Genomic DNA, 13,720 nt, shown 5'->3' with positions numbered 1-13,720 from the left:
CCTCAGCGGAACAGGTTGGAGGTCGACTGCATCATCTGGTCGGCGGCGGAGACCACCTTCGAGTTCATCTCATAGGCGCGCTGTGCGGCGATCAGGTCGGAGATTTCCGAGACCACCTCGACATTGGCCTGTTCGAGGTTGCTCTGCTGCATGTCGCCATAGCCGTCGGTGTTGGCGGTGCCGTCCTGCGGCTGGCCGGAGGCCGGCGTTTCCTGGAACAGATTGTCGCCGATCGGCATCAGGCCGGCCTTGTTGATGAATCGGGTCAGGCCGATCTGGCCGATGTTGGTCGATGCGGTCTGGCCCGGCAGCGTCACCGAGACCTGGCCTTGCGCATTGATGGTGAGGCCGGATGCGTTCTGCGGGATCGTGATCGTCGGCTGCAGCAAATTGCCCTGCGCGTTGACGATGCGGCCCTGATTGTCCATCTGGAACGAGCCGTCGCGGGTGTAGGTGAAGGTGCCGTCCGGCATCAGGATCTTGAAGAAGCCTTCACCGCGGATCGCGATGTCGAGATCGTTGCCGGTCGGCGACAGCGTGCCCTGGGTCATCATGCGCGGCGTGCCGACGGTCTTGACGCCGCCGCCGAGGTCGATGCCCATCGGTATGATGGTGTTCTGATCGGAGGCCTGCGCGCCGACCCGGCGCACATGATCGTAGATCAGGTCCTGGAACGCGGCGCGCTGCTTCTTGTAGCCGGTGGTGCGCAGGTTCGCGATGTTGTTGGAGATCACCTGAACGCTGAGTTCCTGTGCCGCCATTCCGGTCGCAGCTGTATAAAGTGCGCGCATCGGTCAATCCCCCCGATCAGTTCGGCACGTCGGCGAGTTTCTCGATCGCCGATTTGTGCAGGTCGCTCTGCTGCTGCAGCAGCGAGGCGATTTGGGTGTAGGTCCGCGTGATCTCGATCATGCGGCTCATCTCGACGACGGAATTGACGTTCGACTTCTCGATGAAGCCCTGGCGGATCTGGGCCTTGGTGTCCGGCAGCGCCTGCGTGCCTTCGCCCGGCGCGTAGAGGTTGGAGCCTTCCTTCAGCAGGCGCTGGGCCTGCGCGAACGAGACGAGGCGCAGCTTGCCGCGGATCGAGTCGAGGCGGGAGGTGCCCTCGAGCACGGTGATGTTGCCGTCGGCGGCGATCGAGACGTCGTGGTCGGTCTGCTGGAAGGTGATCGGGCCGGCGGTGCCGAGCACCTGATAGCCCGAGGCGGTGACCAGCTGGCCGCGATTGTTGATCTGCAGGCTGCCTTCGCGGGTATAGCGCTCGCCACCCGGCGTCTGCACCACCAGGAAGGCATTGCCGTCGATCGCGACGTCGAGCGGGTTCTTGGTCTCTTCGGTCGGACCCTGCGAGAAATCGTGGAAGGTCGCGCGGTCCTGCACGAAGGAGACGCGGCGGTCGGAGGAGGCGAAATTGTCCTCATGTGCGTTCGAGGACAGATATTCCTGGAACAGCGACCGGTCGGCCTTGTAGCCGTTGGTGTTCATGTTCGCGATGTTGTTGGAGACGACATCCATCTGCCGTTCCAGCACCATCTGCTTCGATAGGCCGACCAGAAGCGTATTCTGCATCGGTGGTTCTCCCCTGTGAGGTGATCCGAATGCAGGTTCTCCCAAACCTTCACGCCGGACCGTCGGTAACCATTGGGTTCTCCCAAACCCGCGGGTTACGCCGTCCTCTCAGCGAAAGCCGTGCCAACTTAGAATATTCAAATATTTGAATGACTTAGGTGTTTGTCTGGAGGCCCGGTAGGGCGGCAGAAAGGTCTTGTTGACCATGTTTGCCCGGCAGTTTTTTCCTAGTGGAAGGTAAATCCTAAGCTTCCGTTAACCATTATGACCCCAGTGTTGCCGGCATTGGGGCGCGTGTGCGCCGGCGGCATTTGTATCGCGTCTTCAGGCCAAGGCTGGGGCAAATCGCGTTCGCATCCTTCAGAGTGAAGCGGGCGGACGATGGCGGACGAGGAAAAGACGGACAGCGGCGAGGGCGCGGCCGCTCCGACGAAGGGCAAGCTCAAGCTGATCATTGCCGTCGTCGGCTTCCTGGTCGTGCTCGGCGCGGGCGCCGGCGGCTGGTTCTTCTTCATGCGCGGCCACGGCGAGGAGCAGCACGCCGAAGCGCCGCCGCCGAAGCCGCCGAGCTTCGTCGACGTGCCGGACATGCTGGTCAATCTGGTCGGCGCGCCCGGCGAGCGCGTGCAATATCTCAAGCTGAAGCTCGTGCTCGAGGTCAAGGAAGAGAAACAGGTCGAGGCGATCAAGCCGGCGCTGCCGCGCGTCACCGACCTGTTCCAGACCTACATGCGCGAGCTGCGCCCGAGCGACCTCAACGGCTCGGCCGGCCTGTTCCGCCTCAAGGAAGAGCTGACCAAGCGCGTCAATCTCGCGCTGGCACCCAACCAGGTCAACGCGGTGCTGTTCAAGGAAGTCGTGATCCAGTGACGGGGTGGATGTAAAGCCATGGCCGGCAACGACCAGATGGACCAGGACGCCATTGCGGCGCAGTGGGAAGCCTCGCTCGATTCCGAGGATCCCGCGGCGGCCGCGGCGGAAGCGGCCAAGAACGAGCTCACCGAAAACATGGCGCTGCAATGGGCCGCCATGGTCGAGGACGGCAGCCGCGACTTCGGCAGCAAGAGCACCAATGGCGAGCGCGTGCTGTCGCAGGAGGAGATCGACAATCTCCTCGGCTTTACGGTCGGCGATGTCAGCCTCGACGACCATTCCGGCATTCGCGCCATCATCGATTCCGCGATGGTGTCCTACGAGCGTCTGCCGATGCTCGAAATCGTGTTCGACCGCCTGGTGCGGTTGATGACGACCAGCTTGCGCAATTTCACCTCCGACAACGTCGAGGTCTCGCTCGACCGCATCACCTCGGTGCGCTTCGGCGACTACATGAACTCGATCCCGCTGCCGGCGGTGCTCTCGGTGTTCAAGGCGGAGGAGTGGGAGAACTTCGGGCTCGCTACCGTCGATTCCAGCCTGATCTATTCGATGATCGACGTGCTGCTCGGCGGCCGCCGCGGCCAGACCCAGCTGCGCATCGAGGGCCGGCCCTACACCACGATCGAGACCAACCTCGTCAAGCGCCTGGTCGAGGTGGTGCTGTCGGATGCCGAGCAGGCGTTCCGGCCGCTGTCGCCGGTGACCTTCACGATCGACCGGCTCGAGACCAACCCGCGCTTTGCCGCGATCAGCCGCCCGGCCAATGCCGCGATCCTGGTGCGTCTGCGCATCGACATGGAAGACCGCGGCGGCAATGTCGAATTGCTGCTGCCCTACGCCACCATCGAACCGATCCGCAACGTGCTGTTGCAGATGTTCATGGGCGAAAAATTCGGTCGCGACCCGATCTGGGAAGGCCATTTCGCCACCGAAGTGGCGCAGGCCGAGATCTCGGTCGACGCGGTGCTCTATGAAGCGGACATTCCGCTGAAGGAGCTGATGAAGCTCAAGGTCGGAGACACCCTTCCGCTGGATATCCGCTCCGACGCGCTGGTCTCGGTGCGCTGCGGCAACGTCACCCTGACGGAAGGGCGCATGGGCCGGGTCGGCGACCGTGTCGCGATCCGCGTCACCAAGAATTTGCGTAAACCCCAAACCACCTTCGCGATGTTCGAGAAGGCGGACGAGCGGACCAAGATGATGGAGGCACCATGAGTCATGTGCTTGGACTAGCAATCGAGAGTCTGGTAGCCGTGCTGCTGATGCTGACGATCGGCTATTGCTGGCTGCTCAACAAGCGGCTGCAGCGGCTGAAGGCCGACGAACATTCGCTGAAGGCGACGATCGCCGAACTGATCACCGCGACCGAGATCGCCGAGCGGGCGATCGGCGGGTTGAAGCACGCGGTGCGCGACGTCAACGAGAACCTCGGCAATCAGCTCGATGCGGCGACGCAGATGTCGGCGCTGCTGAAGAACCAGCTGGCGGAGGGTGACCACGTGGTGCGCCGCCTGTCCAAGATCGCGATGGCCGCGCGGCCGTCCGAGCCCGCGCAGGCACCGGCGCAAGCAGCCGCGCCAGTGGCGCCGGCGCCCAGGGTCTCGGCCGCGCACGCGGTTGCCGCGGCGGCTGAAGCCTTCACCGAGCGCAGGAGGGCCGGCGGTCTCGCTGCATGAAGTTGCTTCGTGACATCAGAGTGATGCCCGTGGTGCTGGTCGCGATCTTCGGCCTGATGGTGCTGAAGGTCGCCGGCCTCGTGCTCGATGGCGGTTACGTGTTCGCCGACGATACGCCGCCGGCCGGCCCGGCTGGCCCATCTTGGGCGCAACAGAATTTCAACTTCCCCGGCGCCGGCAAGGCGGTGGTTGACAGCAAGATCAAGGCCGATCCCGGCGACATCACGGGATCGGTCGAGCACAAGGACGCCAAGAAGGACGAGGCGCCGAAGCCGGCCGCACCGGCCGCGGAGCCGTCCAAGCCCGATGGCGTCGTCGTCAACCTGGATGCGCCGCCGCAAGTGTCGGCATCCGAGCGCGCGATCCTGGAGCGGCTGCAGGCGCGCCGCCAGGAGCTCGAGACGCGTGCGCGCGAGGTCGAGATCCGCGAAAGCCTGCTGAAGGCCGCCGAGAAGCGCATCGAGGCCAAGGTCGAGGAGGCCAAGGCCAATGATGCCAAGACGAATGCCGATGCCGCGGCAAAGGCGGAAGCCGATGCCGCGCGCTTCAAGGGCATCGTCACCATGTACGAGAACATGAAGCCGAAGGACGCCGCGAAGGTGTTCGATCGCCTGGAAATGAATGTGCTCTACCAGATCGCCTCGCAGATCCAGCCGCGCAAGATGTCCGACATCCTCGGCCTGATGCAGCCGGAAGCCGCCGAACGGCTCACGGTCGAACTCGCCCGCCGTGCCGGCGGCGACAAGTCGGCCTCGACCGACGATCTTCCCAAGATCGAAGGCAAGATGCTCACGCCGAAGACGAATTGATGGGAGCTATCGGAAAGTCCGCCAATTGGCGGTGGCCTGGTCAGCCGTAAGCCAGATCCGACTTAACACCGGGTTGCCTGCATCGCATCCATATCATCGCGACGAGGGTCGCGCACATGAACGGACCGACGGGCACGAGCGCGACCGGGTAGGTAAACCCCGCCAGGACAAGCACGCCGAACCCGATCCGTAGTTCGGAGCGATTCGAGAGAAGCGCGCCATGTTCGGCCATGGGCGCGTTCATGAGAAAGATGATCGCGAGAGCCAGTAGCGCCGTATCGTAGATCGCGAAGTAGGGAGAGACGAGCAGGGTCGCGACGAGCAGACACGCGGCCTTGACGGCGAAGCTGACGTTGCGGCGCCATATGATCAGCGTCCACGTCGCGGCTGCCGCAGCGACCGCGACGTGCAGTGCCATGGCCGATCCATAGCCAAAACCGGCAAACCGAAGCACGCCGTAGACGCTCTGCAGTTTGTACCAAGCCAGCGTGCCGGTGAGATGGAACTGCGTCGTTGCGAAGACGGCGGCCTCACGGAACCCCTCAAAAGTGTCCCAGCCGAAGGTAAGCCCGGTAAGCAGCAAGAGCACCGGTGTCACCAAACTGGCTGTGATGAAGACGGTCCAGCGTCCAGTAGCTATCAAAACGAGGGGAAGCAGGACGCCATATTGCGGCTTGAAGATCAGCAGCGCGATCAGGAAGCCGCTGACGATCGGACGCCGGTCCAGCGTCAGCAGAATCGCGCCGAGCAGCGATGCCGCCAGCAAGGAGCTTTGGCCGACGATGAAATCGTACAGGACGGCCGGCACGGCGAATGCCAGCAGCAGTACGGCGAAGCGCGGCCGGATGGCGGAAACAACGAGCGCCCAGCACAGCAGCTTTGCGGTGCTCCAGATCCAGAACGCGGTCGGAAACGGCAATAGTGCCAGCAGTGCCGCCGCAAAGAGAAAAAACGGCGGGTAGAAAAACGGTATCGGTACTTCGTAAACGGGGAACGGAGCGTCGTTCAAGCTGGGATGTATTTGAATGATCGCTTGCCGCAACCGCGGCCAATCGTAGGCGGTGGCGGCATGGCCATTGAGGGCCATTTTCCCCGCGCTCCAAAAGCACGAAAAGTCGAGCCCGGTCGCGCCGGTACCGTCAACGACTTTCGGTAACACGCAGTACAGCGTAAAGCCCAACACGATGAGGCAGGCAATGGCCAATGCACGGTCGTATCCGCTGCGCTCCGCACGGGCGCGCACCATTCCAAATCCGTTCATGAAACTGCCAGAAACTAAGAATTGCTTGAAATGCAAGCGGTTGTATACCGCAACTGGCGGTGGCGCAAGCGAGTGGCCGATCTCCCTGCGGCGTTGGGTTAATCGCTGGAAGTTCCGCGGATGCCCGGTGGATCGAGGTTAATCCTCTCGTGCAAAGGCCGAAGCCGGCGCCGTCCGGAGGCGCTGCAGCGCCATGTGCCGGCTGGCAGACGCGGATGTTCGCCTCCTCCGATGGTGTGGGCTCGACGAGGTCTCCGCGAAGCCAAACGCCTATCGACGCCGAGAAGTGTACGCCGGTTATGGTAGTCTTAAACGGTAGCGTTAAGTTGCAACCGATTTGTCATTCTGGAATTGAAGTCGCTATGTCTCAAGGTGGTGTTTTGGGAATTGCCAATGCTGAAAGACATGCCATGGCTCACCGCGCCGCGCGCCCGATTATACGTGAGTGGCATCGCAATTGTGCTGGTGCTGACCCTTGCGAGGTCGCTTTTGCTGTTTTACCGCGATGGCGGCTATGGCGCGAATAACTTTCTGCTCGGCTCGGACTTTTTGACCTTCTGGGCCGCGTCGCTCCAGGTGTTGGCCGGGCATCCCGCCGAGGTTTATGTGCCCGAATTGCATCTGCTCGCGGAAGCTCCATACCTGCGAGAGGGCTACGAGGCGTTCTTCTATCCGCCGACGATGCTGCTTTTGTGCGTGCCGCTCGCGCTCGCGCCGTATTTCGCCTCGCTGTTCGTGTTCATTGGTATGACGGCGGCGTCGTTCGCCGCGGTGATCTGGCGTATCTTGCGAACGCCTTGGTGCCTGGTCGCGATCCTTGCCTATGCGCCGGTCTATCTTAATGCCGTGGCGGGGCAGAACGCCTTTCTGACGGCATCGATCCTTGGGTGCGGTCTCAACATCATGGACCGGAGGCCGAAGCTCGCGGGCGCGATCCTCGGGCTGATGGTGATCAAGCCGCATTTGGCGCTGGCCGTGCCGATCGCCCTGATCGTCACAGGTCGCTGGCGCACGCTGATCTGGGCAGGCCTGTCGTCGATTTCGCTCGTCGTGCTGTCCGCGCTGCTGTTCGGCCTCGATACATGGCTCAACTTCCTCGACGTCTCTCACTCGGCCCGTCAGGCTCTGGAGAACGGCGACGTCGAGTTTTCATTGCTGCAGAGCGTGTACGCGACAGCGCGCCTGCTCGGCGCCGGCGTCAACACGGCCTTTATCATTCACGGCCTCGTGGCGCTGGGCATGACGTGTGTGCTGGTCTGGATGTTGCGTCAGAAGATCAGTGCTGCGACTGAACGCTCGATCATCGTGCTCACCTGCCTCCTGATTACGCCGTTCTGCCTGTTCTACGACATGCTCATCATGGCGCTGCCGCTGGCCTGGATGCTCAGCGAATGGTTGAGGGTCGGCTTTCCGGCCTGGTCGAAAATGGTCCTTGGCGTGACGTTTCTCGCGCCGATGGTCTTCTACCTACCTGTCCTCTATCAGCTGTCGGTCGTGAAGCCGCTGCCTTTTGGTTCTCCGGTCATCATCCTGTTCTGCTGGTTGCTGGTCCGGGAGAGCATGCAGACGCGGCAAGCGGCGCATGGCGAGCGAGAGGTCGCGACGGTCTGAGTTCGGAGCACCTCACGCGGACCTCCGTAACATCGCGGGGAGTGTCCAGTGCTGGGCTGCTGGGCTTTGATTCGGCGGAGCATCCACCGCCGCGATAAATCAGTCGCGTTGCCATTGGCGCGGGAGCAAGGGCGCAGAACAACGCTGGCGGCGCCAAGGCCATTGCAACCGAGCCATCGCGGACATTGCCAAAGTGCTTGATGCGGGTCTAGCATTGGCGTGAGGAAGGCCAGCGTGACTTCGCTGTTTTGGAGCCTTCCGCGATTGCGATCGCATGGACCGCCGCTTGAGTTGATTGATTGAATGCTCTTGTGCCGGGCGCGAAGCTGCGCCCGATCAGAAATTGAATTTTTCATCACCAAGAAATTTCGAGGAAACCGATATGCGTAGCCTGTTCATGATGCTTGTCGTCATCGCCACCACCAATCTGGCATGGGCCCAATTCGAACTCGTCAAGCGGGGCGATTACCTTGTCAACGGCATTCTGGCTTGCGGCAATTGCCACACGCCCAAGGGACCGAACGGCGATGTTTTGGAGAAGGCGTTCTCGGGCGGAGGATACTGGGACGAGCCGCCGTTCACAGTGCATGCCGCCAACATCACGCCAGACAAGGAAACAGGCATCGGAAACTGGAGCGATGCCGATATCAAGAAACTGCTGCGGACCGGGCAGACCCCAAAGGGTGTGCATACCGCGATGGTCATGCCGACCAGCTTCTATCACATCCTGACGGAAAATGATCTCGACGCGGTCGTCGCGTATTTGCGTACGGTCACGCCGGTCCACAACAAGGTGCCCGATCCGATCTACAAGGTGCCTCAAGTCGAGAACGTTCCGCCGGGCGGCGAGAACCCATTCGCCGAACCGATGATGAGCGACAAGGTGCAGAAGGGATTCTATCTTGTCACGATCGCGCATTGCATGGCGTGCCATACGCCGATTGGACCGAGGGGACGAGAATACAAGAGCAGTCTTGGCGCGGGTGGCGTCAAATTCTCCGGGCCGTGGGGTATCTCGGTCTCACGCAACATCACGCAGAACAAGACCAATGGGATCGGCACATGGAGCGACGACGAGATCAAGCGTGCGATCACCGACGGTGTCAGCCGCGATGGCAGCCGTCTCGGTCGACCGATGGGATACCACTACTACGCCCGGATCAGTTCCGATGACCTCGATGCCATCGTGGCGTATTTGCGCACGGTACCCGGCAGCGCGGAGTAAGGCTCGTTGCAAGGCCAAATCCTGTCCGGTCACAGCCGCGCAGCGGGCCCCTGGCTGACTCCAATTCTGCGAGGATAGCGCGCACCGCTATCTGCGCAGCTAGGCGGCGCTCGGAACAAGCTTCAGCTTCAAACCGAGCGCTTTTGTCGCCTTGTTCAGGGTTTCAATAGTCGGATTGCCGCCGGGCCGGAATGACTTGTAGATCACTTCGCGGCTCAAGCCAGTTTCGCGCGAAAACTGCGATACGCCGCGAGCTCTGGCGATGTCGCCGATAGCTGTCGCGATGAACGAGGGATCGTCCTCTTCCAGCGCCGCTTCGAGATAGGCGATCTGCTGCTCTAGCGTCTTCAGATGATCCTTGATGTCGAACTTGGTCGTCTTGAGCGGCATCTCAAATCTCCTTCACCATCGTCTGGGCCGCCTTGACGTCCTTGCTTTGGGTTCGCTTGTCGCCACCGCAGAGCAGGAGCACGATGGTTTTGCCTCGACGCGTGAAATATACCCGGTAGCCGGGGCCGTAATCGATCCGCATCTCGCTCACGCCTTCGCCCACCGATTTCACATCGCCTGGATTTCCGAGTTCGAGACGCCGGATGCGTGCGCCGATCCGGGCGACCGCTTTTATGTCGGCTAGCGAGTTGAGCCAGTGCGCAAAAGCGTCGGTCTGAACGACCTGGATCATGTGTATTATCATACACAACGCGGTCGATTTGTCAACTATAGTACACAGTCATTCCGTGGCAGGGGCCGGTCCGAAACAATCCGTTGACGTTAACAGCTCCTTAACGCCGCCCGATCCAAGATCGGGAAGCGTGGGCGAGGGCGCTTCGCGCTTGGTATGGCTGGGGTCCCGAGAAAACGTTTCGAGATGGCGCGAACGGCTGCCGCTGGAACATGGTCGCTAGGCCGCGCCTGGGCGCGGACCGCGCGTCTGTGCCTGCTTGCCACCGCCCTTGCGCTTACAACCCTTACCTATCCGACTGCGGCGCGGGCCGAAGACGCGGTGCCAGGTGAGGCGACATTCTCTGCCGCGAACGGCTATGCCCGGCTGGTGCTGAAGCTGAAGGAGGATGTCGAGTCGGAGGTCACGACCGCCGGCTCGATCATCGTGATCCGCTTCAAACGTCCGGTCGATATCCCCGTCGAGAAACTGCAGGATGCGGTGCCCGATTATGTCGGCGCCGCGCGCCGCGATCCCGACGGCTCGGCGATCCGTCTGTCGCTGGCGCGCCGCGTCTCCATCAACACCATGACCGCCGGCGAGCGCATCTTCATCGACTTCCTGCCCGACAGCTGGACCGGCCCGCCGCCGTCGCTGCCGCAGGAGGTGATCCGCGAGCTTGCCGAGCGCGCCCGCGCCGCCGAGCGCCTGCTGCGCATGCAGCGTGCCGCCGACGCCGCCAAGAAGAAGCCGCCGGTGCGGGTTCGCGCGCTGGTGCAACCCACCTTCGTCCGTTTCGTGTTCGAGGTGCCCGACGGGGTCAGTGTCTCCTCGGTGCTGAACGAGCAGAAGTTGACACTGTCCTTCAACTCGGTCCTGACCTTCGACCTTGCCGATGCCAAGGTCGCCGCCCCACCGAATGTCGCGTCGATCAGCGCGCGCGCCGACACGGACACGTCGGCAGTCGACGTGTCGCTGATGGGCGATGTCGACGTGCATTCGTTCCGCGACGAGAAGAACTACATCGTCGACGTCGCCTTCCAGCAGAACGAGCAGCAGGCGGCAAAGCCCTCGCTGAGCTCATTGTTGCCGACGCCGCGCGCCAAACCGAAAGGCGCCGCGGCGATCGCGCCGGTGACGTCGGAAAGCATCGCCCAGCAGGCCAAGATCGAGATCAAGCCTGAACAGTCCAAAACCGAACCGCCGAAGTCCGAGCCTGCCAAGTCCGAACCGCTGCGCTCCGAGCCGCTCAAGCCGGAGCAAGCCACGAGCGAGCAACCGGCGGCCGCGCCCGCCAAAACGGAGCAGCCCCGATCGGAACCGTCCGATCCCGAGCTGCCGAAAATCGCGGCGGCACCTGCGGCCAACGCCGAGAACGCTGCTGCGCCGACCCCGCCGCACGACGGTGGTGCCGGCTCTGCGGCGGAACAGAACACGGCGCCCGTGACCGACGCACCACGGCCGGTGCCTGCTGTCGCCGCCGCGCCGGCGATGGAAGCGCCGGAGGCGGCTGCGGCGCCATCGCCGCCCGCTGCGGAGGCCCGTGCCGGCGGCAAGCCCGCGGTCGAGGCCCAGCGCGACAGCGACGGCCTGCGCGTGACGTTCTCATTCCCCGGCGCGACGCCGGCGGCGCTGTTCCGCCGCGCCGACACGGTTTGGATGGTGTTCGACACGGCTGAGGCAATCGACGTCGATCCGGTCCGCGCCAAGGCCGGCTCGCTGATATCAGATGTCAGCCGGATCGCGCTGGAGAAAGGCCAGGCGGTGCGCTTCCGCCTCAACCGGCCGCAGATGCCGTCGCTCGAAAGCGACGACCGCTCGCGCGGCGTGAGCTGGACGCTGACCTTTGCCGACCGCGTGCAGAAGCCGCCATTGCCGCTCACCGTGGTGCGCAACATCTCGGAGCCCTCGCTCGCCAATGTCAGCGTACCGCTCGCCAATCCCGGCCAGCTGCACAGACTGGTCGATCCCGACGCCGGCGATACGCTCTGGGTGGTGACCGCGCCGCCGCCGACCCGCGGCATCATCAAGCGGCAGGATTTCGTCGAGCTCTCGCTGCTGGAATCGATCCACGGCGTCGTGGTTCATCCGAACGCGGACGACGTCAAGGCCGAGGTCGGCGCCGACAAGGTGATGCTGGGCCGGCCGGGCGGCCTGACGCTGTCATCGGCCGACGTCGCCGCCGAGCGCGCGACCGCGGCGGTGAAGCCGTTGTTCGATCCGGACGAGTGGCGCAAGAACCAGTCAGACACGTTCCTCAAGCAGCTCGACGGCCTGATTGCGGCGACCGCGTCGGCCAATGCCGAGCAGCTGCCGCAGGCGCGGCTCGATCTCGCCGACTTCTACATGGCGCGCGGCATGTACCAGGAAGCCCATGGTGTCGCCAATCTGATCCTGTCCGAGAGCAAGCGCGGCAGCGAGACGGCGTCGGTGGTGATGGTGCACGCGGTCGCCAGCATCCTGATCGGCCACCCGGCGCAGGGCCTCAAGGATCTCGCCAATCCCGTGATCGGCAACGGCTACGATTCCCAATTGTGGAAGGGGCTCGCCTTCGCCCGCGAGGGCAAATGGGCCGAGGCGCGCGAGAAGTTCAAAAACGCCGAATTCGCGGTGGCGACGCTGCCGCCCGATTTGCAGCGCATCGTCACCATGGACTCGATGAAGGCCTCGCTCGAGGTCAAGGACTATGCCGGCGCCGCGCGGCGCAAGAGCGATCTCGACGTAGTCGGCGTTCCCGGCGAACTGAAGCCCGCGGTTGCGGTGCTGCGCGGCCGGCTGGCCGAGGCGCTCGGCCAGGAGAAGGATGCGCTCGACGCCTATCGCTTCGCCGCCAATTCGGCCGATCGCCAGGCTGCCGCCGAAGGCAGGTTGCTGGAGACGCTGCTCAAGCAGAAGCGCGGCGAGATCGGCCGCGACGATGTGCTGAAGGAGCTCGAGCTGCTGTCGATGCTGTGGCGCGGCGACAATATCGAGCTGAAGACGCTGTATGTGCTGTCGAAGATCTACGCCGAGACGGCGCGCTATGCCGACGCCTTCGCGGTGACGCGTGCGGCGACCCGGCTGCAGCCGAATGCGCCGGAATCGCGCCAGGCGCAGGATGGCGCCTCGGCCTTGTTCGTGCAGCTCTACCTCGGCCCCAGGGGCGACGAGATGTCGCCGATCGATGCGCTCGGCACCTTCTACGAATATCGCGAACTGACGCCGATCGGCCGCCGCGGCGACGAGATGATCCGCCGTCTCGCCGACCGCCTGGTCGGCGTCGATCTGCTCGACCAGGCCGCCGACCTCCTGCAATACCAGGTCGACAAGCGGCTTGAAGGCGCGGCCCGCGCCCAGGTCGCGGCGCGCCTTGCGATGGTCTATCTGATGAACCGCAAGCCCGACCGCGCCATTGCCGCGCTGCGCTCGACGCGGATCGCGGATCTCTCCGGCGAGCTGCGCCAGCAGCGGCTGCTGCTCGAGGCGCGCGCGCAGAGCGACGTTGGCCGGCACGATCTCGCGCTCGACATCATCTCGAACATCACCGGCCGCGAGGCAATCCGGCTGCGCTCCGACATCTATTGGGCGTCGCGGCGCTGGCGCGAGGCGTCCGAGCAGATCGAGCTCTATTATGGCGACCGCTGGCGCGACTTCACCCCGCTCAATCCGGGCGAGAAGGCCGATATCATCCGCGCCGTGGTCGGCTACGCGCTTGCCGAGGACGCCATCGGGCTGTCCCGGTTCCGCGAGAAATACGCGCCGCTGATGTCCGGCGATCCCGACAAGCTCGCCTTCGACTCGGCCAGCAAGCCGGTGGCGACGTCCAGCGCCGAATTCGCCCAGATCGCGCGAATGGCCGCCAGCGTCGACACGCTCGACGGCTTCATCCGCGAGATGAAGACCCGCTTCCCCGACGCCACCGCCCGCGCGCCATTGCCCGATCCGGTCGCGACCGGATCGGTGACTGACAAGCCAAAGGTCGCGCCGGTGAGCGCGCTGCCGGCGATCAAGGGCGAGCGCCGCGCCAGCGCGGCGCCGTAGCCGCGCTGG

At 63.8% G+C, this 13,720-nt stretch carries 12 protein-coding genes; 7 read left to right on the top strand and 5 right to left on the bottom strand.

Features of this window, described 5'->3' with window-relative positions:
- Nucleotides 1–2: 2 nt before the first annotated feature.
- Together flgG and flgF are read right to left on the bottom strand one after the other, a co-directional pair.
- On the bottom strand, nucleotides 3–791 hold the full coding sequence (gene flgG / locus ACVW1B_RS20590; protein ID WP_076825657.1) for a flagellar basal-body rod protein FlgG: 789 nt from the start codon (nucleotides 789–791) through the stop codon (nucleotides 3–5).
- Nucleotides 792–807: 16 nt separating this feature from the next.
- Entirely contained in the window at nucleotides 808–1,572 is a 765-nt protein-coding gene (flgF, locus tag ACVW1B_RS20585; protein ID WP_016846737.1) for a flagellar basal-body rod protein FlgF, read from the bottom strand.
- Between the two features lie 381 nt (nucleotides 1,573–1,953).
- Here flgF and fliL point away from each other — a divergent pair, with 381 nt between their 5' ends.
- From fliL to ACVW1B_RS20565, 4 genes are read left to right on the top strand one after another with little or no spacing between them, the layout of a single operon-like run.
- Nucleotides 1,954–2,442 carry a flagellar basal body-associated protein FliL gene (gene fliL / locus ACVW1B_RS20580; protein WP_456792455.1) on the top strand — a complete coding sequence of 163 codons (489 nt, stop codon included), beginning with the start codon at nucleotides 1,954–1,956 and terminating at the stop codon, nucleotides 2,440–2,442.
- An 18-nt stretch (nucleotides 2,443–2,460) separates the two neighbouring features.
- A complete protein-coding gene (gene fliM, locus ACVW1B_RS20575) occupies nucleotides 2,461–3,663 on the top strand; it encodes a flagellar motor switch protein FliM (protein ID WP_057018625.1) in 1,203 nt (400 codons plus the stop codon).
- Nucleotides 3,660–4,124 (top strand): DUF6468 domain-containing protein, encoded by a 465-nt coding sequence (locus tag ACVW1B_RS20570; RefSeq protein WP_253623688.1) that lies wholly within the window; start codon nucleotides 3,660–3,662, stop codon nucleotides 4,122–4,124. The genes fliM and ACVW1B_RS20570 overlap by 4 nt, the downstream gene beginning before the upstream one ends.
- The gene (locus ACVW1B_RS20565; protein WP_057018623.1) at nucleotides 4,121–4,933 is read left to right on the top strand and encodes a MotE family protein; all 813 of its coding nucleotides are present in this window, start codon (nucleotides 4,121–4,123) and stop codon (nucleotides 4,931–4,933) included. The genes ACVW1B_RS20570 and ACVW1B_RS20565 overlap by 4 nt, the downstream gene beginning before the upstream one ends.
- Before the next feature lie 40 nt (nucleotides 4,934–4,973).
- Here ACVW1B_RS20565 and ACVW1B_RS20560 read toward each other — a convergent pair whose 3' ends face one another.
- Nucleotides 4,974–6,179 (bottom strand): glycosyltransferase family 87 protein, encoded by a 1,206-nt coding sequence (locus ACVW1B_RS20560; RefSeq protein WP_456822097.1) that lies wholly within the window; start codon nucleotides 6,177–6,179, stop codon nucleotides 4,974–4,976.
- Between the two features lie 408 nt (nucleotides 6,180–6,587).
- Here ACVW1B_RS20560 and ACVW1B_RS20555 point away from each other — a divergent pair, with 408 nt between their 5' ends.
- Both ACVW1B_RS20555 and ACVW1B_RS20550 read left to right on the top strand, forming a co-directional pair.
- Nucleotides 6,588–7,805, top strand: a complete 1,218-nt coding sequence (locus ACVW1B_RS20555) for a glycosyltransferase family 87 protein (protein WP_316397389.1) — start codon at nucleotides 6,588–6,590, stop codon at nucleotides 7,803–7,805.
- A 382-nt stretch (nucleotides 7,806–8,187) separates the two neighbouring features.
- On the top strand, nucleotides 8,188–9,030 hold the full coding sequence (locus ACVW1B_RS20550) for a c-type cytochrome (protein ID WP_456780229.1): 843 nt from the start codon (nucleotides 8,188–8,190) through the stop codon (nucleotides 9,028–9,030).
- Nucleotides 9,031–9,129: 99 nt separating this feature from the next.
- Here ACVW1B_RS20550 and ACVW1B_RS20545 read toward each other — a convergent pair whose 3' ends face one another.
- Together ACVW1B_RS20545 and ACVW1B_RS20540 are read right to left on the bottom strand one after the other, a co-directional pair.
- The gene (locus ACVW1B_RS20545) at nucleotides 9,130–9,420 is read right to left on the bottom strand and encodes an addiction module antidote protein (protein WP_028339801.1); all 291 of its coding nucleotides are present in this window, start codon (nucleotides 9,418–9,420) and stop codon (nucleotides 9,130–9,132) included.
- A gap of 1 nt (nucleotide 9,421) precedes the next feature.
- On the bottom strand, nucleotides 9,422–9,712 hold the full coding sequence (locus ACVW1B_RS20540; RefSeq protein ID WP_456822096.1) for a type II toxin-antitoxin system RelE/ParE family toxin: 291 nt from the start codon (nucleotides 9,710–9,712) through the stop codon (nucleotides 9,422–9,424).
- A 186-nt stretch (nucleotides 9,713–9,898) separates the two neighbouring features.
- Here ACVW1B_RS20540 and ACVW1B_RS20535 point away from each other — a divergent pair, with 186 nt between their 5' ends.
- Nucleotides 9,899–13,711 (top strand): tetratricopeptide repeat protein, encoded by a 3,813-nt coding sequence (locus ACVW1B_RS20535; RefSeq protein WP_456822095.1) that lies wholly within the window; start codon nucleotides 9,899–9,901, stop codon nucleotides 13,709–13,711.
- The last annotated feature ends 9 nt before the right edge of the window (nucleotides 13,712–13,720 follow it).

This window comes from Bradyrhizobium sp. USDA 4502 (assembly GCF_054063355.1).
Note: the sequence above shows the minus strand (reverse complement) of the source record. Positions and strands in the feature narration are given on the sequence as shown.

Excerpts from the sequence above, each read along its gene's own strand:
- flgG (WP_076825657.1), bottom strand. The coding sequence starts at position 791 with ATGCGCGCACTTTATACAGCTGCGACCGGAATGGCGGCACAGGAACTC.
- flgF (WP_016846737.1), bottom strand. The coding sequence starts at position 1,572 with ATGCAGAATACGCTTCTGGTCGGCCTATCGAAGCAGATGGTGCTGGAA.
- fliL (WP_456792455.1), top strand. The coding sequence starts at position 1,954 with ATGGCGGACGAGGAAAAGACGGACAGCGGCGAGGGCGCGGCCGCTCCG.
- fliM (WP_057018625.1), top strand. The coding sequence starts at position 2,461 with ATGGCCGGCAACGACCAGATGGACCAGGACGCCATTGCGGCGCAGTGG.
- ACVW1B_RS20570 (WP_253623688.1), top strand. The coding sequence starts at position 3,660 with ATGAGTCATGTGCTTGGACTAGCAATCGAGAGTCTGGTAGCCGTGCTG.
- ACVW1B_RS20565 (WP_057018623.1), top strand. The coding sequence starts at position 4,121 with ATGAAGTTGCTTCGTGACATCAGAGTGATGCCCGTGGTGCTGGTCGCG.
- ACVW1B_RS20560 (WP_456822097.1), bottom strand. The coding sequence starts at position 6,179 with ATGGTGCGCGCCCGTGCGGAGCGCAGCGGATACGACCGTGCATTGGCC.
- ACVW1B_RS20555 (WP_316397389.1), top strand. The coding sequence starts at position 6,588 with ATGCTGAAAGACATGCCATGGCTCACCGCGCCGCGCGCCCGATTATAC.
- ACVW1B_RS20550 (WP_456780229.1), top strand. The coding sequence starts at position 8,188 with ATGCGTAGCCTGTTCATGATGCTTGTCGTCATCGCCACCACCAATCTG.
- ACVW1B_RS20545 (WP_028339801.1), bottom strand. The coding sequence starts at position 9,420 with ATGCCGCTCAAGACGACCAAGTTCGACATCAAGGATCATCTGAAGACG.
- ACVW1B_RS20540 (WP_456822096.1), bottom strand. The coding sequence starts at position 9,712 with ATGATCCAGGTCGTTCAGACCGACGCTTTTGCGCACTGGCTCAACTCG.
- ACVW1B_RS20535 (WP_456822095.1), top strand. The coding sequence starts at position 9,899 with ATGGCGCGAACGGCTGCCGCTGGAACATGGTCGCTAGGCCGCGCCTGG.